Source organism: Pectobacterium atrosepticum (assembly GCF_000740965.1).
Lineage (GTDB): Bacteria > Pseudomonadota > Gammaproteobacteria > Enterobacterales > Enterobacteriaceae > Pectobacterium > Pectobacterium atrosepticum.
Genome location: NZ_CP009125.1, coordinates 4936503 through 4959486, shown reverse-complemented (window position 1 = coordinate 4959486; position 22984 = coordinate 4936503). Strand labels below are relative to the sequence as shown.

Genomic DNA, 22984 nt, shown 5'->3' with positions numbered 1-22984 from the left:
CTCTGCCAGAATAACGTTTACTTATTGTTACCCGTCCGACGTCATATAAATTACATATCCCGCAACAGGGTTTCTGTCTTACCTCCTTCAGTGCAATGCCGATATAGTCGTTTTTAGTCCATAAATAGCGCTGAGCTAGCAGTCAACGGCGTGTATTCAACGAATTCACACTTTGGAGAAACATCATGACTTTGAAATATAGCGCTTGTTCGGTGCTGGCTTTGCCACTGGTTTTGGTTTTTTCACCGGCGAAAGCGGATTTGCTCTCCGACATTACCGCTCGCGGTGATCTGCAATGTGCGGTCTATTCCGATGTGCCGCCGTTTTCCTCCCCCGATCCGAAAACTCGCCAACTGGCAGGCATGGACGTGGATTTGTGTCATGCACTGGCAAAAGAGATGGGGGTGAAGGTTACGCTGGTTCCAACCTCCGTGGAGGCTCGTATCGCGGTCATCGCGACAGGGCGTGCAGACGTGCTGATTGCCAACCTCGCCTATACCAAAACCCGTGGTAATCAGATTCAGTTTAGCGACCCGTACTATGTCGCTAAAGAGATGCTGTTGGTAAAAAAAGCCAATGCGGATAAGGCTATTGAGGATTTCAAAGGCCAACGTATTAGCGCAACCAAAGGCACCACATCTGAGCAATCCATTCACCTGAAAGGCGGCAAAGCGGTAACTTTCCAGGATTCGGCCTCTGCTTTCCTAGCGCTACAGCAAAATAAAGCCGTAGGTTTTGTGACCAACACCATGACGGGTATCAAAATGATATCTCAGGCGAAAAAAGATGGCATTGAGCTGGCGATGATAAAAGAGCCAATGGCGCTGGAGCCGATTGGTGTGGGCATGAAACGCGATGAACCCGCGCTACTGGCGAAGGTCAACAGCAGCCTGAAAACCATGGATGATAACGGCACCATTGATGGTATTTGGGATACTTGGATTGGCCCTAATACCGAATACAAAATGGTACGCGAAGAACGCGTTCAGCCGTTGGCTAACCTGAAATTTGAACCGCTGGAATAAGTTATGGGGCTGTTAGCACATGACCTGCCTATGCTGAATAAAGCCGAGAATGCCGATACGGTAAAGCTATCCACGATGGGCAGCCGTGCCTGGCTGGTTGAAGCACCGGGCGAGTTCAGCTTGGCTGTTCAGCGCCGTATCTGGTCGCTGGCACAGATGCTCGCAGGGCGTGATGAGGTGGAGTCATTAATTCCTGGTGTGACTAACCTGCTGGTTTTGTTGCGTGTGACACCGGACGATCCTGATGATTTCCCGCAACGGCTGCGATGTTATTGGCAGCAGGCCAGTGAGATTCACCCTGAAGGCAAACGTATTGATATTCCTGTGACATACGGCGGCGAGCTGGCGAGCGATCTGGATGACGTCTGTCGCCATACGGGCTTCTCTGCGAAAGAGGTGATTCGCCGTCACTATCAGGGCAACTACACGGTATTTGCTCTTGGTAGTGCACCGGGGTTTGGCTATTTGCACGGTCTTGATCCGTTACTTGCTACGCCACGTAAAAAAGTGCCGTCGCTCAATATGCTTAAAGGCACGGTCACCATCGGTGGGCCACAAACGGGTGTGTCGGTGCTGACAGGGCCGAACGGCTGGAATGCCATTGGTTTTGCCGATCTGGCGATGTTTGATCCCCTAGCGGATAGCCCTGCGTTGATGGCGCCAGGCGATACCATCCGCTTTATACCGCAGAGGATTGAGCTGTGATTGAAATTGAGCGAACGGGCGCACTGAATACGGTACAGGATTTAGGGCGTACGCATTTTCGGCATCTTGGCGTATCGGTGAGCGGCGTAATGGATCCGCTGGCATTACGGGTGGGGAATACGCTTCTCGGCAACGACGATAACGCCGCTGCTATTGAAGTGCAGGTTTTCCCACTGTGTGTGCGCTTTCATCAAGCGATGTCTATTGCGCTCACGGGGGCAGATTGCCGTGCTCTACTTGATGGTGTGGAGCTACCGCCGTGGTGGGGTTGTCGCGTGGAAAAAGATCAGGTGTTGGAAATGCGTTTCCCACGCTCCGGTGCTCGCGGTTATTTGTGTGTCGCGGGGGGCATTGATGTGCCGCTGGTTATGGGGTCGCGTAGTACGGCGCTGCGCGGTAGTTTTGGCGGGTTACACGGTCGGCCGATAGAGAAAGGGGATATCTTGCCCGTCGGCGAATCCACCGCTCCGCCGCTGCCCGCTTGCGGTATGGGTGTTGAACCGCCGGATATCGCCCTGCGAGATGTTTTCCCTGTCGCCGAGAATGGCGTCCTACCCATCCGCGCAATTCCCTCGGGGGAGTATCACCTGTTTGCTAACGACACGGCACGTTTCTGGCAGCAACCGTGGCAAGTGTCGTTGCAAAGTAACCGAACAGGTTACCGATTGGCGGGTGAACCTATCCAGCCTTCCCGCGTTATTGATATGCGTTCTTACGGGCTCATCCCCGGCATTGTACAAGTCCCGCCAGCGGGTGAGCCAATCATTCAGTTGAGCGATGCTAATACGGCGGGCGGCTATCCCAAAATGGCCTGTGTGATTGAAGAAGATCTCTGGCGTCTTGGTCAGCTACAGGCTGGGAAGTCGATTCAGTTTATTCAAAGCGACGCAAAAGAGGCCGTTGTGGTACGACGAGCCACTGAGCGCTGGTTGGCACGTCTGAAAGTGTTCGCGCTGCCGCTGGCATCGATGATTGAGCAGAGGACATAATGAAAATTGATGTGAATTCTGACATGGGCGAAGGTTTTGGCGTCTGGCGTGTCTGCGATGATGATGCCATGATGCGGATTGTTTCGTCCGCCAATATTGCCTGTGGCTTTCATGCCGGCGATCCGGCGATCATGACGCGGATGGTGCGGCTGGCAAAAGCCCACGGTGTGGGGATCGGCGCGCATCCAGGCTTGCCTGATAAATTAGGTTTTGGGCGCAAAGAAATGGCCTTTAGCGCTGACGAACTGTGCCAACTGGTGGTGTATCAAATTGGTGCGCTATGCGCGTTGGCAGAAAATGAAGGCATGCGTGTTTCGCACGTCAGTTTTCATGCGGCGATGGGCAATATGATCAACCGCGATGACATATTGGCTCTTCAGGTGATGCAGGCCATTCATCGTCTTGATCCTGAAATGATTATTTTCTCTCAGCCGGATACTATTATCGAACGCGCCGCCCGTGAGGCTGGATTGAGAAGCCTCACGCTATTCTTAGCGGATCGCGCCTATGATGCACAGGGGCATTTGGTGCCGCGCGGCACCGCTGGGGCGTTGATTAGTGAAGAAACACAGGTGCGCGACCGTGTACGCCAATTTTTGGAACAAGGCACGGTCAAGACCATTGAAGGGGATATGATTTCTGTTCGCGCTCAGTCTATTTTGGTACACAGCGACACGCCGGGGTCGGTCGAACTGGCTGCCATTGTTCGTAGTGAAATCGAAGCCTGTGGTGGAACTGTCGCGCCCGCAGCGGATGTTATCGCCCCATCATAAGCTCCCCCGCTAACTGGCGAGAACCTCATTTTTACCCTCTTCACCCTGTGTTGAGTGAAGAGGGATCGTTTAATGACAACCGTTGCAGAATGCACCCAGGCGTGCGCATCCCGTCTCAAGGCGTTCCATGCTTGTGGCGTAAGAAAGACGAATATACGGGCTCATGCCATAGGCGGCACCTTGCACCGTCACGACGTGTTGCTCTTCAATCAGTGCCATGACAAAGTCAGCATCGCTTTCAATGCGCCGCCCGCCAGCACTCGTCTTGCCAATAAAATGGGCGATATTCACAAACAGATAAAAAGCGCCCTGCGGTTTGTGGCAGCGCAGGCCGTCAATGGCTGCCAGTTTTTCCAGTACGAAATCCCGACGCTGGCGATAAATCGCGGCGCGTTCTTTAAGCAGATCCTGTGGGCCATCTAATACGGCAATTGCTGCTGCCTGCGCTAATGTCGCGATGCCGCCCGCATTTTGCGTGTTCACATTACTCATTGCTTTGATTAACGCGACAGGGCCGCCACAAAAGCCCAGTCGCCAGCCTGTCATCGAGTATGCTTTTGATACACCGTTTACCGTGAGTACGCGATCAAACAGGCGTGGCTCGACCTGCGCCATAGTCAAAAATTCGCAGTCGTCATAAGTCAGGTGCTCGTAAATATCATCGGTCATGACCCAGACGTGTGGATTATCCAACATCACATCGGCGATAGCCTGCAACTCACTGCGGCTTGCCACAGACCCCGTAGGGTTGCTCGGATAATTCAGCAATAGCCATTTGGTTTTCGGCGTGATCGCATGAGCAATATCTTGCGACAAGGGTTTAAAACCGTGTTCTTCACGGCAAGCGACTGGCACTGGCGTACCGCCAGCAAATTTCACGATGTCGGCGTAGCTTATCCACGAAGGTGTGGGGATGACCACTTCATCACCCGGATTTATCGTTGCCATCATGGCATTGAAAATAATCTGCCGTGCACCGCCAGAGGTAATGATTTGGCTGATGTCGTAGTTGAGATGGTTATCGCGCTTGAATTTGCGCTGAATAGCCGCCCGTAGCGTGGGTGTACCGTCGGTCGGCGGATAACGCGTATCACCCGCGAGTGCGGCAGCATAAGCCGCTTCAATCGCGTGCACCGGAGTAGGGAAATCCGGTTCACCGGTTGAAAGCCCAACCACATCAATACCCTGAGCGGCAAGGTCACGTGCTTTTTGCGTCATCGCGACGGACGCGGAAATAGCAATGTTATTAAGTCGATCGGCAATATCTGGCATATCACAGGTGTTCCAGGTCATGAGTCAGCGGGAGACCACGCAGGGGCGCAGTAGGTGAATGTCATCAATAACGAGGTGACGTGTGTTGAGGATAGGGAACCGATGGTGTGAGCCGTTAATACTGCTTTGTTGTGGGGACATAACTGAATGCGATAGTTAACCGAACGGTTTATCCCTTCGTGATGCAACGGGTCGTGGATCTGCTCTGCAACGGTGCGTTCCACCAGAAGGTTGGACGTAGCGTATTTCAGTTCCCACCTTTGCTGGCACGACTGTCGTTGAGGCGCATCATAACTGGCACATGCATTGCTTGTATGGATGTTGTGATATGAGGGAGACACCATCAATGAATCTGCGTCGCTTGAAGTATTTCATCAAAATTGTCGATGTGGGTAGCCTGACCCAGGCTGCGGATATTCTGCATATCGCCCAACCTGCGTTGAGCCAGCAACTTGCTACGCTGGAAGGTGAAGTGAACCAGAAACTGTTGATCCGCACCAAGCGGGGTGTCACGCCGACTAACGCGGGGAAGATCCTTTATAGTCACGCCCAGGCGATTTTACGCCAGTGCGCGCAGGCACAGAGTGCCATTGATCGAGCGGGTGGAGAATTGAGTGGCAGTGTGTCGGTAGGGCTCGCGCCGGGAACGGCGGCTCAGCAGCTTGCGCTTCCTTTAATGGCTGAAGTTCAGCGCCAGTATCCCGGCATTGTTCTCTATTTCAATGAAAATTTCGGCACTACGTTGAGCGAGTTGATCATGAATGGTCGCATGGATATGGCGGTGATTTATGACAACCGAAATATCCACGGGCTGCGTTTTATTCCCTTGATGAAAGAACCTTTGTGCTTTGTTTGCCCAAATAGCCTGATGAAACCGAAAAAAGAAATTACGCTGGCGGAGGTCGCACAACACAATCTGTTCTTACCACGTATTTACAACATTATGCGCAAAATCGTGGATGAGGCGTTTATAAAAGAGGGGCTGACCTATCAGGTTAAATGCGAAATTGAATCGCAAACCACGCTCAATGCCGTTCTGGCGGCGGGTATGGGCTGTACGATCATGCCGGATTCGGCGGCGCGTAGCATGTTGAATGCCTCCAATGCGTGGATGGCGAAAATCATCGATCCAGATATCTATGCGTCACTCTCATTCTGTATGTCCGATCATCTGTCGCTCTCTGAACCTGCGGAAGTCGTGAAAAATATTCTTCTGTCGCTAATGGCGGATAGAACACCAGACAACCGACCCTTGACCTTGGTGAGTTAATAAGCCGCGCTTATCCCCGTAAAGCGAAACCCTCTTACTGACCCGCATAGCGGTCAGGGTAGAGTGTTGTCAGGACATCTTGCCTATGTGCAGATGCATGACGACTTATGCCAGTGATTGGCCAGAGATGAAACCAAAGACAATGACACTCGCCGAACTTCGCCTGCTTGCAAAAACACTGCGAAAAACAGCCATTAATCGCATCGAAATTAATGGGAAAGGTTGGTCGGTGCGTATGGCCCGTGTACCGACTGTGCCAGTTACGCTTCCCTCTGTCGAACCGGCAGAGCCACCAAACGTTATTTTTACGGTATGTGCGCCTCTGCCCGGCAAGCTTTTATTGCGTCATCCCTTGCTGGATGCGTGTTGCGTGACGCTAGAAAAAGATGTGCAGGTTAATGATGTTCTGGGTTTTATCAAAGTCGGTGTGGTGTACATACCGCTAAGAAGTACGGTCAGCGGCACGGTGGTTGCTGTCGAATTCACAGATGAACAACAGGTTGAATATGGAAGCGAAATTTTTCGTATCCGAACCTCGACAGGATTATAAGACCCCCTTATTGCCTCACATCATTTATGTCTTATACCAACCTGAAATAACGGCTTACAGTCGAAACAGAGAATAAAACAGCATGATGATAGGAGAGGTTCAATGCCATTTTCGGATTATAACGTTGCCCTGGTAACCGGAGCATCCGCTGGGATGGGTGAGGCAATTGTCGAACGGTTATGCCGGGAAGGCATCACGGTACACGCGGTTGCCCGCCGCCGTGAACAATTGGCGGCACTGGCTGAGCGCACCGGGTGTATCCCGCATGCGGTGGATGTCGCAGATTTGCCTGCGCTGACCGAACTGTGTTGCGATCTTAAGGTGGATATTCTGGTCAATAATGCGGGTGTGTCGCACCCAGGATCTATCCTCAACGCGGATGAAAACGTGATTGACACTCAGGTGGATGTCAATTTACGTGCGGTGCTGCACTTGTGCCGGCTTCTGGTGCCTGGAATGATGGCGCGGGATTGTGGTCACATCATTAACATCACCTCGATTGCGGCGATTTATAACTTCAACGGTAATTCCATTTATCACGCCACCAAAGCTGGGGTGCACGCCCTGTCACGCCAGCTGCGCGTCGACTGTTACGGTAAGCGGGTACGTGTTACCGAAATTTGCCCAGGCCGTGTCGCAACGGATATTTTCGGCAATGTGTCTGGCGATTATGAAGAGGCGCGCAAACGCTTTATCGAAGGATTTGAACTGCCGCAGGCGCAAGATATCGCTGATTGTGTTGCGTTTGCCCTTAGTGCCCCGATAGCGGTGAACATCGGTAATATCGAGATTACTCCGACGCTGCAAGTACCTGGCGGGCTTTCTACCATGCGGCCTGGCGACAGTATCGCCTGATTTTCAAGGGGGTACATTATATGGCGCTCGATTTCACAACCTTTATGACAGGCCGTTATGCAGACGTGATTGTTGAAGGTGCAATGATTACGCTGAAACTGGCTGTGGGGGCCTGGCTGCTGGCCATGTTCATTGCACTAATACTGCTGGTGATAAGGCTGACAGAGCGCCGCGTAGCAATATGGCTGGTAGCCGCCTACGTCTCTTATCATCGTAATGTACCCACTCTCATTCAGTTGATGATGTGGTACTTCGCTATTCCCACGCTGTTGCCGGAATCGCTGCAAATGTGGATCAACAGCTTCAATGCTGAATTCCTGTTCTCGATGTTTGCGCTTGGTTTGTGTCAGGCTGCCTATTTTTCGGAGGATATCCGCAGTGGTCTTCGCGCTATTCCAGACGGGCAAAATGAGGCATCCCGCGCACTGGGTATGAGTTTTATGCGCTCAATGCGTTCTGTGATCCTGCCGCAGGGCATTCGCAACGCGCTGCCGTCGCTGATCAACCACACTGTACTGCTATTTAAAAACACCAGTCTGGCAATGGTGATTGGCGTAGCGGAACTGACGTACATAACTCGCGATCTAGAGAACCAGACGTTCCGCACCTTTGAAGCTTATTTGATTGGCACGCTAGGGTATTTGATATTTTCCCTGCTACTGATGGGGGCGGGGGCGCTGCTATCGCGTCACTATCAACGTGTGTATGCGAGGTAACGACGATGTTTGATATTTTCACGATCCTGCGTGACCACGGAATGTTGCTTTTGGTAGGGCAATACCCGAGCGGACCACTCGGCGGTGTACTCTGTACCCTGTTGATTTCATTGCTCGCGGTGTTGCTGTCGTTCCCACTTGGTGTTTTGGTTGGGTTGGCACGGCTATCTCCGTGGCGCTGGTTAAGCTGGCCCGCCACGTGCTGGGTATATACGCTGCGTGGCATTCCACTGATGATGGTCGTGTTCTGGACCTATTTCTGTGTGCCTCTGCTTATCGGCCATAACATCAGCGGTTTTTCGACCATGCTATGCACACTCGTGATTTACGAGAGCGCCTACATTGCCGAGATTGTGCGCGGAGGGATTCAGGCGCTGCCGTCAGGGCAATATGAAGCCTCGCGTGCATTGGGTATGAGCCACCTGAAAGCCTTGCGGCTGGTGATCTTACCCCAGGCGCTATTTAACTCGTTGCCAAGCCTCATCAGCCAACTGGTGTCGATTATCAAAGACAGCACATTGGGCTATGTGATTAACGTTCCTGAGCTGACCTACGCGGCTAATCAGGTGAGTAACCAACTGCTTACCAAACCGTTTCAGGTCTTCGCCATTGTCGCGCTGAGTTACTACATCATCTGTTTTAGTTTGACTTTTTTAGCGAACCGACTTGAAAGCTGGATTGCCAACAAGCGGCTGAATGGGCAATCCCCGTCGGGTGATGATGACCATCATCAATTATTTTTCGCCAACCCTAATCTGAAGAAGGAGGCACCATGATCCCGATGATTTTATTTAATCAGGTCAATAAATGGTACGGTGAATATCAGGCGCTGACCAATTTGAGTGCTGAAGTTAAACCCGGTGAAGTGGTGGTGGTTTGTGGCCCATCAGGTTCTGGAAAATCCACGCTAATTCGTACCGTCAATCGTTTAGAGCCTATTGAACAAGGGCAGATCTTATTTGATGGCATTGATATTCATGGCACCAGCACGCGACTGAATCAACTTCGTACACGCATTGGCTTTGTCTTTCAGAACTTCAACCTGTTCCCGCACGTATCGGTCATTGATAACATTATGATGTCGCCGATCAAGGTACTGGGCATGAAACGTTCAGAAGCGCGTAAGAACGCGGGAGAATTGCTTGAGCGGGTGGGGTTGTCACACAAAGCACAAGCGTATCCTGCGCAACTTTCCGGTGGGCAACAGCAGCGAGTGGCAATTGCGCGCGCACTGGCGATGAAGCCACCTGTCATGTTATTTGACGAACCGACATCGGCGCTCGATCCTGAAATGGTCGGCGAAGTGCTGAACGTGATGCGCGGTCTGGCACAAGAGGGAATGACCATGATGTGTGTGACGCATGAAATGAATTTTGCCCGTGACGTTGCCGATACTATTTGGTTTATGGATCAGGGACGAATTTTAGAGAAATCAACGCCAGCGCGGTTCTTCACTGCGCCTGAGCATCCCCGTGCGAAGCGATTTTTGAGCGATTTGGTCGTATAAAATAGAGCCTGTACATCGAAGGGTGTACAGGTTTCGGCAGGTCAATACCCACAAGTCAGCCTTTCGGGTTCATCGGTTTTGCATGGGCTTTGCCCTACTGACGTTCGTCTCAGAAATCAGTTGATGACGGGGATTCAAATCATCCGCAGTAAAGCCCCTCAGGGTTAAAAAGGCCTGAATTTTCCCGCTTGCTGTTATTGTCATAAAACTGTCATGTTGTGTACATTTTACTGTCACCAAATTGTCCTATTTTTCCTCCTGCGAACTACACTCTGATTTGATAACTCTGATTGATAACGACTCTACGTCGACACGTCGAGTATCCCACAGGAGGGATTATGAAACTGATGCGTACCACTCTTGCCAGTGTTGTTGCGGCAACCTTTTCTTTGACGGCATTTTCTGCTTTTGCTGCTGCTAACCTCACCGGTGCCGGTGCGACATTCCCAGCGCCTGTTTATGCTAAATGGGCTGACTCCTATCAAAAAGAAACCGGCAATAAAGTTAACTATCAAGGGATCGGTTCTTCTGGCGGTGTAAAACAGATTATCGCTAAAACGGTAGACTTCGGGGCTTCTGATGCGCCGCTGGCTGACGACAAATTAGCACAGGATGGTTTATTCCAGTTCCCAACCGTTATCGGTGGTGTGGTACTGGCAGTGAACGTTCCTGGTATCAAATCTGGCGAATTAACGCTGGACGGTAAAACACTGGGTGATATCTACCTGGGCAACATCAAAAAATGGAACGACCCAGCGATCACCAAGCTGAACCCGAATGCCAAGCTGCCGGATCAGGACATCGCTGTGGTTCGCCGCGCTGATGGTTCTGGTACGTCTTTCGTGTTCACCAGCTATCTGGCGAAAGTGAACCCAGAGTGGAAAGAGAAGATTGGTGCTGGTTCTACTGTGAACTGGCCGACCGGTCTGGGCGGTAAAGGTAACGATGGTATCGCGGCGTTCGTACAGCGTCTGCCTGGTTCTATCGGTTACGTAGAATATGCGTATGCCAAGCAGAACAACCTGGCTTACACCAAACTGATTTCTGCCGATGGCAAAGCGGTTAGCCCGACTGGCGCAAGTTTCAGCAACGCGGCCAAAGAGATCGACTGGAGCAAGTCTTTCGCTCAGGATCTGACTAACCAGAAAGGCGCTGATGCATGGCCGATCACGTCAACCACGTTTATCCTGGTTCACACCAAACAGGAAAAACCTGAGCAGGGCGCTGAAGTGTTGAAATTCTTCGACTGGGCGTTCAAGAAAGGCGGTGAGCAAGCAGAAGCACTGGATTACGCCACACTGCCAAAAGAAGTGACTGAGCAAATCCGTGCTGCCTGGAAAACTCAGGTCAAAGACAGCAGCGGTAAAGCACTGTACTGATTATTGTATCGACAACCGTCGTGTTGATAACCAGATCGTGATGAGGTTGTCAGGTTCTGGGAATACGGTAGTGGAATAACACGTCGTATCGGGGCGGAGAGGTGATAAGCCTCTCTGCCTTCAATAGCTTATTAAATGTAGTTAAAACGAGAAGAGAGACGTATGGCGGAGTACAAGCCAACTATCAAAGCCCCGGGAAAATATGGCGATATCCTCTTCAGCGCGCTGGTAAAACTGGCGGCGCTGGTCACGCTACTGCTATTGGGAGGCATTATTGTTTCCCTGATTGTGGCGTCCTGGCCCAGCATCGAGAAGTTCGGTTTTTCCTTCTTGTGGACGAAAGAGTGGGATGCGCCCGCAGAGCAGTTTGGTGCGCTGGTTCCGATTTACGGCACCATCGTGACCTCACTGATTGCACTGATTATTGCGATTCCGATTAGCTTCGGGATTGCGTTATTTCTGACTGAACTGGCACCAACCTGGTTGAAACGTCCGCTTGGCGTGGCGATTGAATTGCTGGCGGCCATTCCGAGTATTGTTTACGGCATGTGGGGGCTGTTCATTTTTGCTCCGCTGTTTGCCAAATATTTCCAGCAGCCGGTAGGCAACGTCCTGTCCGGCATTCCTATTGTTGGCGCACTGTTCTCCGGCCCGGCGTTCGGGATTGGTATTCTGGCAGCTGGCGTCATTCTGGCCATCATGATTATTCCGTACATTGCGGCGGTCATGCGTGATGTGTTTGAGCAAACGCCAGTGATGATGAAAGAGTCTGCCTACGGCATCGGTTGTACGACGTGGGAAGTGATCTGGCGCATTGTGCTGCCTTACACCAAGAACGGTGTCATCGGCGGGGTGATGTTGGGGTTGGGGCGCGCTTTGGGGGAAACCATGGCAGTGACCTTTATCATCGGCAACACCTACCAGCTCGACAGCGCTTCACTCTATATGCCAGGAAACAGTATTACCTCTGCGCTGGCGAATGAATTCGCCGAAGCCGAATCCGGCGTGCATACCGCGGCGCTGATGGAGTTGGGGCTAATCCTGTTTGTGATTACCTTTATTGTTCTGGCGTGTTCAAAACTGATGGTTATGCGTCTGGCAAAAAATGAGGGGGCGCGCTAATGGCTACATTAGGCATAGAACAAGAAGCCGCACTGGAACGCTCACGGCGTAAAATGCAGGCCTGGCGCCGCCAGAAAAACCGTATTGCACTGTTTTTATCCATGTCTACGATGGCCTTCGGCCTGTTCTGGCTGGTATGGATCCTGTTCTCGACCGTTACCCGAGGCGTGGATGGCATGTCTCTGGCGTTATTTACCGAAATGACACCACCGCCAAATACCGCGGGTGGTGGGTTGGCGAATGCCATCGTCGGGAGCGGATTGCTGATCCTGTGGTCGACGCTGCTGGGTACGCCGCTGGGCATTATGGCGGGTATCTATCTGGCGGAATACGGTCGTAAATCCTGGATCGCTGAAGTGATTCGTTTCATCAATGACATTCTGCTGTCAGCGCCGTCCATTGTGGTCGGCCTGTTTGTCTACACGCTCGTGGTGGCAAAGATGCAGCACTTCTCCGGTTGGGCTGGGGTAATTGCGCTGGCGCTGTTGCAGGTGCCGATTGTGATTCGTACCACCGAGAACATGCTCAAACTCGTGCCGGATAGCCTGCGTGAAGCCGCTTATGCGCTGGGTACGCCGAAATGGAAAATGATTTCTGCGATTACGCTGAAAGCATCGGTATCGGGCATCATCACCGGGGTGTTACTGGCTATCGCGCGTATTGCCGGGGAAACGGCGCCGTTGCTGTTTACGTCGCTGTCGAATCAGTTCTGGAGCACGGATATGATGCATCCGATTGCTAACCTGCCCGTTACCATCTTCAAATTTGCGATGAGCCCATTTGTGGAATGGCAACAGTTGGCCTGGGCGGGTGTACTGCTGATTACGCTGTGCGTTCTGCTACTGAATATTCTGGCGCGTGTTATTTTCTCCCCGAAGACACATTAGTTCGCTAAAAACATTAGTTTTCTGATAAACATTAAATAAATTCAAGGCGTTGCCCGGCGGCGCCAGGAAAAAGAGAGAAGTCTTGATGAGTATGACTACTGAGACATCCACCAATAAAATCCAGGTACGCGATCTGAATTTCTACTACGGAAAATTCCATGCGTTGAAAAACATTACGCTGGATATTGCCGCGAATCAGGTTACTGCGTTTATCGGCCCGTCCGGCTGTGGTAAATCCACGCTGCTGCGTACGCTGAACAAAATGTATCAGCTCTACCCTGAGCAGCGCGCCGAAGGCGATATCCTGCTGGATGGCAATAACATCCTGACGGATAAGCAAGACATCGCGCTGCTGCGTGCCAAGGTGGGTATGGTTTTCCAGAAACCGACGCCGTTCCCTATGTCCATTTACGATAACATCGCGTTTGGTGTTCGCCTGTTTGAGAAACTGTCCCGCGCTGATATGGATGAACGTGTTCAGTGGGCGTTGACCAAAGCGGCGCTGTGGCAAGAAACGAAAGATAAGCTGCACCAGAGCGGCTATAGCCTGTCCGGTGGTCAACAGCAGCGTTTATGTATTGCACGCGGTATTGCGATTCGCCCAGATGTCTTGCTGCTGGATGAACCTTGCTCTGCACTCGATCCGATTTCTACCGGCCGTATTGAAGAGCTGATCTCCGAGCTGAAAAAAGATTACACCGTGGTCATCGTGACTCACAACATGCAGCAGGCAGCGCGTTGTTCAGATCATACGGCGTTCATGTATTTGGGTGAACTGATTGAGTTCAGCGATACTGATACCCTGTTTACTGCTCCACGGCAGAAACAGACTGAAGATTACATCACCGGCCGTTACGGTTGATTAGGAAAGCATCATGGATAATCTGAATCTGAACAAACACATTTCCGGTCAGTTTAACGCCGAACTGGAACACATCCGCACGCAGGTCCTGACCATGGGCGGGCTGGTGGAGCAGCAACTGAGTGACGCGATTACCGCAATGCATAATCAGGATGCGGAACTGGCTCAGCAGGTGATTGAAGGCGACTCCAAAGTTAACATGATGGAAGTGGCGATCGATGAAGCCTGCGTGCGCATTATTGCGAAACGTCAGCCCACCGCCAGCGATCTGCGTCTGGTGATGGCGATCATCAAAACTATCTCCGAACTGGAGCGTATTGGTGACGTGGCGGATAAAATCTGCCGCACCGCACTGGAGAAATTCTCCCATCAGCATCAGCCGCTGCTGGTCAGTCTGGAATCATTGGGCCGCCACACCGTGCAGATGCTGCATGACGTGTTGGATGCGTTTGCCCGAATGGATCTGGACGAAGCGATCCGTATTTATCGTGAAGATAAGAAAGTGGATAAAGAGTACGAAGGGATTGTGCGTCAGTTGATGACTCACATGATGGAAGATCCTCGTACTATCCCGAGTGTACTGACTGCGTTGTTCTGCGCCCGCTCTATCGAGCGTATCGGCGATCGTTGCCAGAACATTTGCGAATTTATCTTCTACTTCGTCAAAGGTCAGGATTTCCGTCACCTTGGTGGTGATGCGCTGGAGAAATTGCTGGCGCAGAAAGAGAAGAAAGAAGAAGAAGAGTAAGTCTGCGACTGCTTACCACAACTAGAGGTTGCTGATAAAGTTCGTAGAGCGGTAGTAACGGATAGATCGTAAAGACGCTGCAAGTACGTCCATGTAAGCTCGGATTGCGCAGATATGAATCTCATCCCTGAGATTTACCCTGCCGGGCCGTCGCAAGCGACGTTCAAAAGCGTTCCTGACGCTTTTGTCCATGGCGCAAACGCTTTACTCTTCTATTCCGTCACTCCCGTTTTCGTTCGACAAATAAGTTTGTCAACGGCCTAACGCCCTGCTTGCAGGGCGTTAATTTTTATAGCGATTTAGTTTTTAAGGATAGTGAATTAGATCGTGGAAGCGCACGGTGATGTCGGTAGGGTTGTGATAGCGGTGTTCTCTATCAGCAGCAAAGCGCAGGGCGTCACCCGCGGACAATAAGTGCGTCTGCCTATCAACGGTAATCTCCAACTGGCCTTCCAGCACAATAATATGCTCGATCACCCCGTTTTCGTGCGGTGATGAGGTGCTGCTGGCACCGGCAGCCAGTTCAATAACTAACATATCGAAACGCAGCTTTTCATCGAAGGGGAAGAGTGGCACAACGTGCATTCCCGCCTCGTTTTCCCTGAATGCAGAACCCGTCCCTGAGCGATACGTTACGTCTTCACCCGCGAGCGTCGGTTCAATAAAGGTAGAGAATGCGACATTCATACCGGTCGCGATTTTCCATAGGGTAGCAACTGTCGGGCTGGATTCGCTACGCTCGATCTGACCCAGCATCGCTTTGCTCACCCCTGTTTCTTCTGCTGCTCGCGTGAGGCTCCAGCCTTTCCCTTGCCTTAACGTTTTCAATGTATTGCCAATGCGGCTGGTTAGTTCATCAGACATCAATGCTGGCTCCCGCTTGTGCGTTATAACGCACGCTGCTATGTTAACGCTTCCTGTGCGTTATAGCGCACGATCAGAGTGAGATGCTATACCATGCCAGCGTCATTTGCGCTAAAAGATGTCACCTTTTCGACGCTCATCGCCGGTTTTGTTGCGGTGTTGGTGGGCTACACCAGCTCGGCCGCCATCATTTTTCAGGCGGCGGAAGCGGCGGGTGCCAGTGCGGTACAAATCGGCGGCTGGTTAAGTATGCTGGGGATTGCTCAAGGACTGGCTTCTATTAGCCTATCGCTGTATTACCGTGCGCCGATACTCGCGGCTTGGTCAACGCCGGGGGCGGCGCTGTTGGTCACTAGTCTGCCGGGTACGTCGCTCAATGAAGCGATTGGCGTGTTCCTGTTTGCCTCTGCACTTATCTTTGTCTGTGGGATCACGGGTCTGTTTGCCCGCTTAATGAATGTGATTCCGCAGGCCATTTCTGCCGCGATGCTGGCGGGGATTCTGCTGCGTTTTGGCGCGGATGCATTTCTCTCTCTGCAACAGGATTTCTGGCTCGCTTTCGCGATGTGCGTGACCTATTTGCTCAGTCGTCGGCTGATCCCTCGCTTTGCCATTGTATTAACGCTGCTCGCTGGCTTGTTGCTGGCGTTATTGCGTGGGCAAATTGTGGTTTCTGATTCGCCGCTGGTGTTTGCCGTACCGGAGTTTATTACGCCGCATTTTTCGTGGGCGTCTCTGCTGGGCGTTGGTATTCCGTTTTTCATTGTCACTATGGCGTCGCAGAACGCACCGGGCGTTGCCACGCTAAAAGCGGCTGGCTATCAGGTTCCCGTGTCTCCGCTGATTACCGTTACGGCATTAATCGCGTTGATATTGACGCCGTTCGGCGGTTTTTCCGTGTGTATCGCCGCGATTACCGCCGCGATCTGTATGGGGTCGGATGTGCACCCCGATCCGAAAAAACGTTATCTTGCTGCCGTCGCGGCGGGTGGGTTTTATCTGCTGGCAGGCATTTTTGGTGGATCTATCGGGCAGCTTTTTACCGCACTGCCGCAGCCGCTGATTCACGCTATCGCCGGTTTAGCACTGCTCAGCACGATTTCAGGCAGCCTGTATCGCGCGTTGCTGGATGAAAAACAGCGTGATGCTGCGGTCGTGACTTTCCTGATCACCGCCTCTGGGCTGACGTTGTGGGGCATTGGTGCGGCGTTTTGGGGACTCATCGGGGGAATGATGACCTGGTTTATTCTGTCAGCATACGCTGATAAGGCTCGCTGAATCGTCAGGATAATCTGCCAGAATACCGAAGTAACATAAGGTTATATTATAGCTTTTTATGTTATTTCCCGCGTTTTCACCCTGCTGATAGCCTGCTGTTAATAGAGTAATAATTAAGGGGCAGGGAATGAAAAAGCAGATTTTGACAGTGACTTTGTTGGCTGGATTGGCTTCCGTTTCTGGTGCTGCACAGGCAGATAAACTGGATGATATTCAGAAGGCGGGCGTGGTGAAAATTGCCGTCTTCGACAGCAATCCGCCGTTTGGCTATGTCGATCCGCAGAGCAAAAAGCTGGTGGGTTATGATGTTGATATCGCCGAGGCGATTGGTAAGGCGCTGGGTGTGAAGGTTGAACTACGTGCGACCAACCCCGCTAACCGTATTCCGTTGTTAAGCTCTCAGAAGGTCGATCTGATTGCCGCGAACTTCACCATTACCGATGAGCGCGCCAAGCAGGTTAACTTTAGTCTCCCTTATTTCGCGACCGGACAAAAATTCATCGCTCGTAAAGGCGTGCTGAAAACGCCGGACGACATCAAAACGCTGCGTATCGGCGCGGATAAAGGCACCGTTCAGGAAATTACTCTGCGCGAGCATTACCCGACCGCCAAAGTGATTTCCTACGACGATACGCCGTTGGCTTTTGTTGCGCTGCGTAACGGCAATGTTCAGGCCATCACGCAGGATGATGCCAAGCTGGTTGGTCTGTTGGCTAACGTGCCTGATGCGCAGAAGGCTGAATTCGAAATTTCTCCGTTCAGCATTACCAAAGAATATCAGGGTGTTGGTATTCCTAAAGGTGAAGAGCGCCTGACGGCGAAAATTAACGACACGCTGATTAACCTGGAAAAGCAGGGCGAAGCGAAGACCATCTACGATCGCTGGTTTGGGCCGAGCACGAAATCATCCCAGCCGCGCGGTGACTTCACCTTTGCCCCGTTGGATCAGCAACCTAAATCCTGATAGCTGACGCCTTCGGTGCTATGATCCCAGCCCTCTGCATTGCAGAGGGCATTTTTATCTAGGGTATATATTATTTATACCCCAAATAATTCGAGTTGCAGGAAGGCGGCAAGAGAGGGAATCCCGATGAACTTACTCAGGTAAGTGATTCGGGTGAGTGACAAATCAGCCAGAGGGCATATTTGAACGCTGCTTGCAGCGACCCCAACGGGGCGAGGTCCACGTGAGTGGGCCGAGTAGCGCAGCCAACGCACATGCAGCTTGAAGTATTATGGGTATATGACAAAGAGAGATAAAACGTATGGATACGGCGCTGCAATCGCTTGAGTCGTGGCTGTTGGCTCCTCAATATCTCATCTGGCTGTGGCACGGTTTCCTGATCACACTGGGCATTTCTCTCGGTACGGTCGTTCTGTCTACGGTGTTGGGTTTTCTGCTGGCGGCGGCCAGAGACAGTCAGATTCATGTGCTGCGTGGCGTTGTTGTGGCGTATAGCTCGCTATTTCGTAATACGCCGCTGCTGGTACAGTTGTTTTTCTGGTATTTCGGTGCTGGGCAACTGTTTTCCTCCGAGGTGATGCAATGGCTGAATACGCCTCATTCCATTTCACTGTGGGGGGCAACGTTAGCGTGGCCTTCTTTTGAGTTTTTGGCTGGCTTGGCAGGGCTGACACTTTACTCCAGCGCGTTTATTGCAGAAGAGATCCGTTCTGGTATCCGTGGCGTGGCGCGCGGGCAGAAGTATGCCGCGCAGGCTTTGGGATTAACGGGCTGGCAATCCATGCGCTACGTTGTGCTGCCGCAGGCGCTAAAAATTGCCTTGCCGCCGTTGCTTGGGCAGTACATGAATATCGTCAAGAACTCGTCGTTAACGATGGCGATCGGCGTCGCAGAATTGTCTTACGCTTCGCGCCAGGTAGAGACGGAAACCTTGCGTACGTTTCAGGCATTTGGCGTGGCGACGGTGTTGTACATCGTGATTATTGCCGTGATGGAAGGCTGGGGCATGTGGCGTCAGCAGCGCAGTCTGGCGGAGAGGCATTGAGATGGATTTTACCGTTATCACCGATAACATCGACTATTTGATGTGGGGCACGTTCCCTGATGGCCCGCTGGGTGGCGCAGCGCTAACGCTGGTGATGAGCCTGCTGGCGGGGGTTGCGTCTGCTGTATTGGGTACGATTTTGGGCGTGGCGCTGGCGATGTCTCGGGGCGGGTGGAGCGCACTATTAGCGATGGTGCTGGGGTTCTTCCGAGCGATTCCCGTCATCATGCTGATTTTCTGGACGTACTTCCTGCTACCGATCGTTTTTGGCGTTGATATCCCTGAAATTACCACCGTGGTTTGTGCGCTGGCGCTGATCGCCTCGGCGTATCTGGCGCATGGCGTGAAGGCTGGCATTGTCGCCATCGGGCGCGGTCAGTGGCAGGCTGGACTATCGTTGGGGCTAAGCCGCTGGCAGGTGCTGTGGCAGATCGTGCTGCCGCAGGCGCTGCGGATGATGGTGCCTTCCTTTATTAACCAATGGATTTCCCTGATTAAAGATACCTCACTGGCCTACATTGTCGGGGTTGGCGAGCTGACGTTTCTCGCGACTCAGGTCAATAACCGCAGCATGGTCTACCCGATGGAAGTTTTCCTGTTTGTCGCGCTGGTCTACTTTGTGTTTTGCCTGTCACTGGAGCTGCTGGCTAATGGGGTTAACGCACGTTTTAGCCAGCAGGAAAAACAGCCGAAGCGCCGTCTGCTATGGTGGCGAAATAAGCCAGCCTGAGGCTGCTAATTGTTCATAAACCTATTTTGCAGAACGAAAATGGCGACCTTTTTCAGCAACCTTAAGTTAGCCTTTGCTACTACGCGGTGATATTCCAGCCTTTTTCGCGCCAGATTTGCGGTAATTCCCGCATATCGTCGAACATCGTGACCAGCGGGTGATGGATCGGCTGATTGTGGGGATCGGCGCAGTAATAGAACACCGGAATGCCCGCCGCGATGCCTGCCTGTACGCCAGCGGCGGAATCTTCAACCAGAATGCAGTGTTCAATAGGAAGCTGTAACTGCTCGGCGGCGTGATACAGCACCGCTGGGTCGGGCTTCCATTTCTTCAGATCGTAGCCGCTGTAGAGATGGTCGCCAAACAGATCGAGCATGTGCGTCAGGCCGAGCGAATGATGCATCTTACTGACCGGGCCGTTGGAAACCACGGCCATCGGGACAGTGATGGACTGCACTAACTCACGCGCACCTTCAATAGGTTGCAGGAATTCATCGAAGAGATGCTTCACCTCTTGCCGGAAATGACGCTCCGCGTCTTCCACCGATACGGTTAAGCCATGCTGCTGGCTGATGCGGGCAATAATCTCGTACAGCTTCACGCCCTTGTAGGTTTTTATCACCTCCTCCAGCGATAAGTTCACCCCATAGGGGATGAAGATATTCACATAAGCCTGGCAACACAGCACTTCGCTATCCACCAGCGTGCCATCACAGTCGAAGAAGACGCATTCAATACGGGGCATGACCAATCCTTATCGATGAAATAAAGCAAATACCCTAATGCCGACCATGTAAGAACCGAGATACACGGAGCGACCACGTGGCGAGGCTCCCTGCGGGAACCTCATCCCCGTGTTTCTCCTAAAAATGGACTTAAGTGATCAGTATTAAGCGATTACCCTTACTTTAACCAATTGGCCCAATATTGCGACCCATAAAGCTATTTTCACGGCGATCTTGCAGAAAATTAAGGGGTTTCAACCGAGGGATTTCGGCGTAATAGCCATGAGGTTAATAGGCTTTTCTTATTCGATGAAAAAAAACGTGTGATCAACGTAAAAAAGCATAGTTTTGTTATAGGATACCCGACGACAGTTATTCCCTTCTTTGGATTGGTACTAATGAATAAATCACAACCCGGTCTTGCTACCGAGCAGGGCCTGTTAGAGCGCGTGTTTAAACTTAAACAACACGGCACGACAGCACGTACGGAAACGATTGCCGGTTTCACGACGTTTTTGACGATGGTCTACATCGTGTTTGTTAACCCGCAGATTCTGGGTGTGGCGGGGATGGATACTAAAGCGGTCTTTGTGACCACCTGTCTGATTGCGGCATTCGGCAGTATTTTAATGGGGCTGCTGGCTAACTTGCCTGTCGCGCTGGCTCCAGCAATGGGGCTGAATGCATTTTTCGCTTTTGTTGTCGTAGGGGCGATGGGGCTGCCATGGCAGGTTGCGATGGGCGCTATTTTCTGGGGCGCAATCGGTTTCCTGTTGCTGACTATCTTCCAGATTCGCTATTGGATGATCGCCAATATCCCGCTTAGCCTGCGTCTGGGTATCGCTAGTGGTATCGGACTGTTCATTGCCATGATGGGTCTGAAAAACGCCGGTATTATCGTTCCTAATCCTGAAACACTGGTGACGATTGGTAACCTGACATCACACAGCGTGCTGTTGGGTGCCTTGGGCTTTTTCATCATTGTGGCGCTGGCTTCACGTAATATTCACGCCGCAGTACTGATTTCCATCGTCGTGACGACCTCAATCGGCCTGCTGTTGGGTGACGTGACCTTTTCCGGCGTGTTCTCTATGCCGCCGAGCGTAACGTCCGTGGTGGGTCAGGTTGATCTGGCGGGAGCGTTGAACCTCGGGATGTCCGGCATTATTTTCTCCTTCATGCTGGTTAACCTGTTTGACTCCTCCGGTACGCTGATCGGTGTGACGGACAAAGCGGGTCTGGTTGATGCTCGCGGTAAGTTCCCGCGTATGAAGCAAGCGCTGTATGTCGATAGCATCAGCTCTGTGGCTGGCGCGTTTATCGGGACATCATCGGTTACGGCGTATATTGAAAGTTCTTCTGGCGTGTCCGTGGGTGGACGCACCGGCCTGACTGCCGTAGTGGTCGGTCTGCTGTTCCTGCTGGTGATCTTCCTGTCACCGCTGGCGGGTATGGTGCCTGCCTATGCGGCCGCTGGCGCACTGATTTACGTGGGCGTATTGATGACGTCCAGTCTGGCGCGTGTAAAGTGGGATGATTTGACGGAAGCCGTCCCGGCCTTTATTACCGCCGTGATGATGCCGTTCAGTTTCTCTATTACTGAAGGGATCGCGCTGGGCTTTATTTCTTACTGTGTGATGAAGTTGGCGACGGGCCGCTGGCGTGAAATCAGCCCTTGCGTGGTCGTGGTTGCGCTGCTGTTCCTGCTGAAAATCGTGTTTATCGACGGACATTAATTCGTTCGAGGCTCCGGGTTTTTCCGGAGCCTCAGCCTGCACCGAGGCGGCTGGCTACTGTGACGCCGTAGAGGTGACTTTTTCTATCGTATGGCTGGTTAATTTCATATAGCGTACAGACTGACGCTGCTGCTGTAGGATTTCCCCCGACTTTCTCATTCCCGATGCCGACGTGTATTTCCACATGATCAATCGATTAAGTGTGGGGATGTGGGCGCAGGCCCATGCAAGATAATCATCAACATCGCTCATCACTTCTACGGCGGGAGTGCAGGTTGAACGCAGCCTGCCAGAGGCGGGGTGGAGTTTCAGCTGATTGGGTGGATGACTGTTTACGCCAGGGATTTTCATCAGTGACTGGCGGATGGTGCAGAGTTGCGTTGCTGCTTCCAACGGATCGCGCTGAGCGTCGATCCACGCCTGTTCGGCCTGCGTCTGTGCCTGCATCTGTGGGACGACCTGATTCGTTGGCCTGACATGAACGATTTCGATATCCATACCCACGCTTCCTTCTTCACTCAGGAGGATGGCGATGGTATTGCCAGCATAGCCGATGCTGAAATTGGGTAGATTAGGATCGGCAAAATAAGGGCGTCCTTCTGGGGATACCAGCAGCGTGGGCAATAGTGGATAGCCGAAAAAATAGAACATCATCTCGGCCAGCAGCACTCGACTTTTCAGATAACGTTCGCGGCGTTTGGCTGAAAAATTCTGTGTTGATGAGATGAGCTTATCGGACAGTCTTTGTAAGTCAGGAAGCGCTTCCGTGCTTGTCCACCTGACAAAATGGCAGGTCATTGTTCACTCCGTGATCGTAATAAAAGGTGGGAACCTATCAGGCATTACCGATGCATATTATCAGACTAATATGTGATCTAAAGAAAAATCGATGGATAAATCGGCGATAATTATTAATTAGATGCAACGAATTTCCTGCGTCGTGCTCTTTGTGGCGATCCCTCCCTGTCCGCCACATTCCAGT

24 protein-coding genes are annotated in these 22984 nt (G+C 52.0%); 20 read left to right on the top strand and 4 right to left on the bottom strand.

Annotation, left to right across the window (positions count from 1 at the left end; all coding sequences use genetic code 11):
* Positions 1-185 precede the first annotated feature (185 nt).
* Genes GZ59_RS22040 through GZ59_RS22025 form a run of 4 tightly spaced genes read left to right on the top strand, consistent with a single transcriptional unit; the run spans position 186 to position 3492 of the window.
* Positions 186-1025, top strand: a complete 840-nt coding sequence (locus GZ59_RS22040; protein WP_011095944.1) for a transporter substrate-binding domain-containing protein — start codon at positions 186-188, stop codon at positions 1023-1025.
* 3 nt (positions 1026-1028) lie between these two features.
* Positions 1029-1730 carry a 5-oxoprolinase subunit PxpB gene (gene pxpB, locus GZ59_RS22035; RefSeq protein ID WP_039294535.1) on the top strand — a complete coding sequence of 234 codons (702 nt, stop codon included), beginning with the start codon at positions 1029-1031 and terminating at the stop codon, positions 1728-1730.
* Positions 1727-2719, top strand: a complete 993-nt coding sequence (locus GZ59_RS22030; RefSeq protein WP_039294533.1) for a 5-oxoprolinase subunit C family protein — start codon at positions 1727-1729, stop codon at positions 2717-2719. Before pxpB ends, GZ59_RS22030 begins: the two co-directional genes overlap by 4 nt.
* Positions 2719-3492, top strand: coding sequence for a 5-oxoprolinase subunit PxpA (locus GZ59_RS22025; protein WP_039294530.1), 774 nt, complete (start codon positions 2719-2721; stop codon positions 3490-3492). The genes GZ59_RS22030 and GZ59_RS22025 overlap by 1 nt, the downstream gene beginning before the upstream one ends.
* Before the next feature lie 69 nt (positions 3493-3561).
* Here GZ59_RS22025 and GZ59_RS22020 read toward each other — a convergent pair whose 3' ends face one another.
* Positions 3562-4764 carry a pyridoxal phosphate-dependent aminotransferase gene (locus tag GZ59_RS22020; RefSeq protein WP_039294527.1) on the bottom strand — a complete coding sequence of 401 codons (1203 nt, stop codon included), beginning with the start codon at positions 4762-4764 and terminating at the stop codon, positions 3562-3564.
* A 346-nt stretch (positions 4765-5110) separates the two neighbouring features.
* On the opposite strand from GZ59_RS22020, the gene nac reads away from it, so the two are divergent.
* The 11 genes from nac to phoU all read left to right on the top strand — a co-directional run bounded on the left by nac (position 5111) and on the right by phoU (position 14660).
* Positions 5111-6034 carry a nitrogen assimilation transcriptional regulator NAC gene (gene nac / locus GZ59_RS22015; RefSeq protein WP_011095938.1) on the top strand — a complete coding sequence of 308 codons (924 nt, stop codon included), beginning with the start codon at positions 5111-5113 and terminating at the stop codon, positions 6032-6034.
* A gap of 97 nt (positions 6035-6131) precedes the next feature.
* Positions 6132-6584 carry an acetyl-CoA carboxylase biotin carboxyl carrier protein gene (locus tag GZ59_RS22010; RefSeq protein ID WP_144243131.1) on the top strand — a complete coding sequence of 151 codons (453 nt, stop codon included), beginning with the start codon at positions 6132-6134 and terminating at the stop codon, positions 6582-6584.
* Between the two features lie 102 nt (positions 6585-6686).
* Positions 6687-7439 (top strand): SDR family oxidoreductase, encoded by a 753-nt coding sequence (locus tag GZ59_RS22005; protein WP_039294524.1) that lies wholly within the window; start codon positions 6687-6689, stop codon positions 7437-7439.
* A 20-nt stretch (positions 7440-7459) separates the two neighbouring features.
* Positions 7460-8155: an amino acid ABC transporter permease gene (locus GZ59_RS22000; RefSeq protein ID WP_011095935.1), complete on the top strand. Its 696-nt coding sequence runs from the start codon at positions 7460-7462 to the stop codon at positions 8153-8155.
* Between the two features lie 5 nt (positions 8156-8160).
* Entirely contained in the window at positions 8161-8931 is a 771-nt protein-coding gene (locus tag GZ59_RS21995) for an amino acid ABC transporter permease (protein WP_039294519.1), read from the top strand.
* Complete coding sequence (locus GZ59_RS21990) at positions 8928-9662, top strand: amino acid ABC transporter ATP-binding protein (protein WP_011095933.1); 735 nt, start codon at positions 8928-8930, stop codon at positions 9660-9662. Before GZ59_RS21995 ends, GZ59_RS21990 begins: the two co-directional genes overlap by 4 nt.
* 338 nt (positions 9663-10000) lie before the next feature.
* Entirely contained in the window at positions 10001-11041 is a 1041-nt protein-coding gene (gene pstS, locus GZ59_RS21985) for a phosphate ABC transporter substrate-binding protein PstS (protein WP_039294516.1), read from the top strand.
* Positions 11042-11203: 162 nt separating this feature from the next.
* Complete coding sequence (gene pstC, locus GZ59_RS21980; protein WP_011095931.1) at positions 11204-12163, top strand: phosphate ABC transporter permease PstC; 960 nt, start codon at positions 11204-11206, stop codon at positions 12161-12163.
* Positions 12163-13050, top strand: a complete 888-nt coding sequence (gene pstA, locus GZ59_RS21975) for a phosphate ABC transporter permease PstA (protein WP_011095930.1) — start codon at positions 12163-12165, stop codon at positions 13048-13050. The genes pstC and pstA overlap by 1 nt, the downstream gene beginning before the upstream one ends.
* Positions 13051-13135: 85 nt before the next feature.
* Positions 13136-13912, top strand: a complete 777-nt coding sequence (pstB, locus tag GZ59_RS21970; protein WP_011095929.1) for a phosphate ABC transporter ATP-binding protein PstB — start codon at positions 13136-13138, stop codon at positions 13910-13912.
* A gap of 13 nt (positions 13913-13925) precedes the next feature.
* Entirely contained in the window at positions 13926-14660 is a 735-nt protein-coding gene (phoU, locus tag GZ59_RS21965; protein ID WP_011095928.1) for a phosphate signaling complex protein PhoU, read from the top strand.
* A gap of 306 nt (positions 14661-14966) precedes the next feature.
* Here phoU and GZ59_RS21960 read toward each other — a convergent pair whose 3' ends face one another.
* The gene (locus GZ59_RS21960; protein WP_039294512.1) at positions 14967-15524 is read right to left on the bottom strand and encodes a helix-turn-helix domain-containing protein; all 558 of its coding nucleotides are present in this window, start codon (positions 15522-15524) and stop codon (positions 14967-14969) included.
* Between the two features lie 93 nt (positions 15525-15617).
* Here GZ59_RS21960 and GZ59_RS21955 point away from each other — a divergent pair, with 93 nt between their 5' ends.
* From GZ59_RS21955 to GZ59_RS21940, 4 genes are all read left to right on the top strand, one after another.
* Positions 15618-16802: a benzoate/H(+) symporter BenE family transporter gene (locus GZ59_RS21955; protein WP_039294509.1), complete on the top strand. Its 1185-nt coding sequence runs from the start codon at positions 15618-15620 to the stop codon at positions 16800-16802.
* Between the two features lie 127 nt (positions 16803-16929).
* A complete protein-coding gene (locus GZ59_RS21950) occupies positions 16930-17766 on the top strand; it encodes an ABC transporter substrate-binding protein (RefSeq protein ID WP_011095925.1) in 837 nt (278 codons plus the stop codon).
* Positions 17767-18067: 301 nt separating this feature from the next.
* Complete coding sequence (locus GZ59_RS21945; protein ID WP_011095924.1) at positions 18068-18811, top strand: amino acid ABC transporter permease; 744 nt, start codon at positions 18068-18070, stop codon at positions 18809-18811.
* A gap of 1 nt (position 18812) precedes the next feature.
* Entirely contained in the window at positions 18813-19541 is a 729-nt protein-coding gene (locus GZ59_RS21940; RefSeq protein WP_011095923.1) for an amino acid ABC transporter permease, read from the top strand.
* 79 nt (positions 19542-19620) lie between these two features.
* Here the strand turns inward: GZ59_RS21940 and yieH are convergent, their stop codons facing one another.
* Entirely contained in the window at positions 19621-20286 is a 666-nt protein-coding gene (gene yieH, locus GZ59_RS21935; RefSeq protein WP_011095922.1) for a 6-phosphogluconate phosphatase, read from the bottom strand.
* 378 nt (positions 20287-20664) lie between these two features.
* Here yieH and GZ59_RS21930 point away from each other — a divergent pair, with 378 nt between their 5' ends.
* A complete protein-coding gene (locus tag GZ59_RS21930) occupies positions 20665-22002 on the top strand; it encodes an NCS2 family permease (RefSeq protein ID WP_039294506.1) in 1338 nt (445 codons plus the stop codon).
* Positions 22003-22056: 54 nt separating this feature from the next.
* Here the strand turns inward: GZ59_RS21930 and GZ59_RS21925 are convergent, their stop codons facing one another.
* A complete protein-coding gene (locus tag GZ59_RS21925) occupies positions 22057-22800 on the bottom strand; it encodes a 4'-phosphopantetheinyl transferase family protein (protein WP_039294503.1) in 744 nt (247 codons plus the stop codon).
* Positions 22801-22984: the final 184 nt, after the last annotated feature.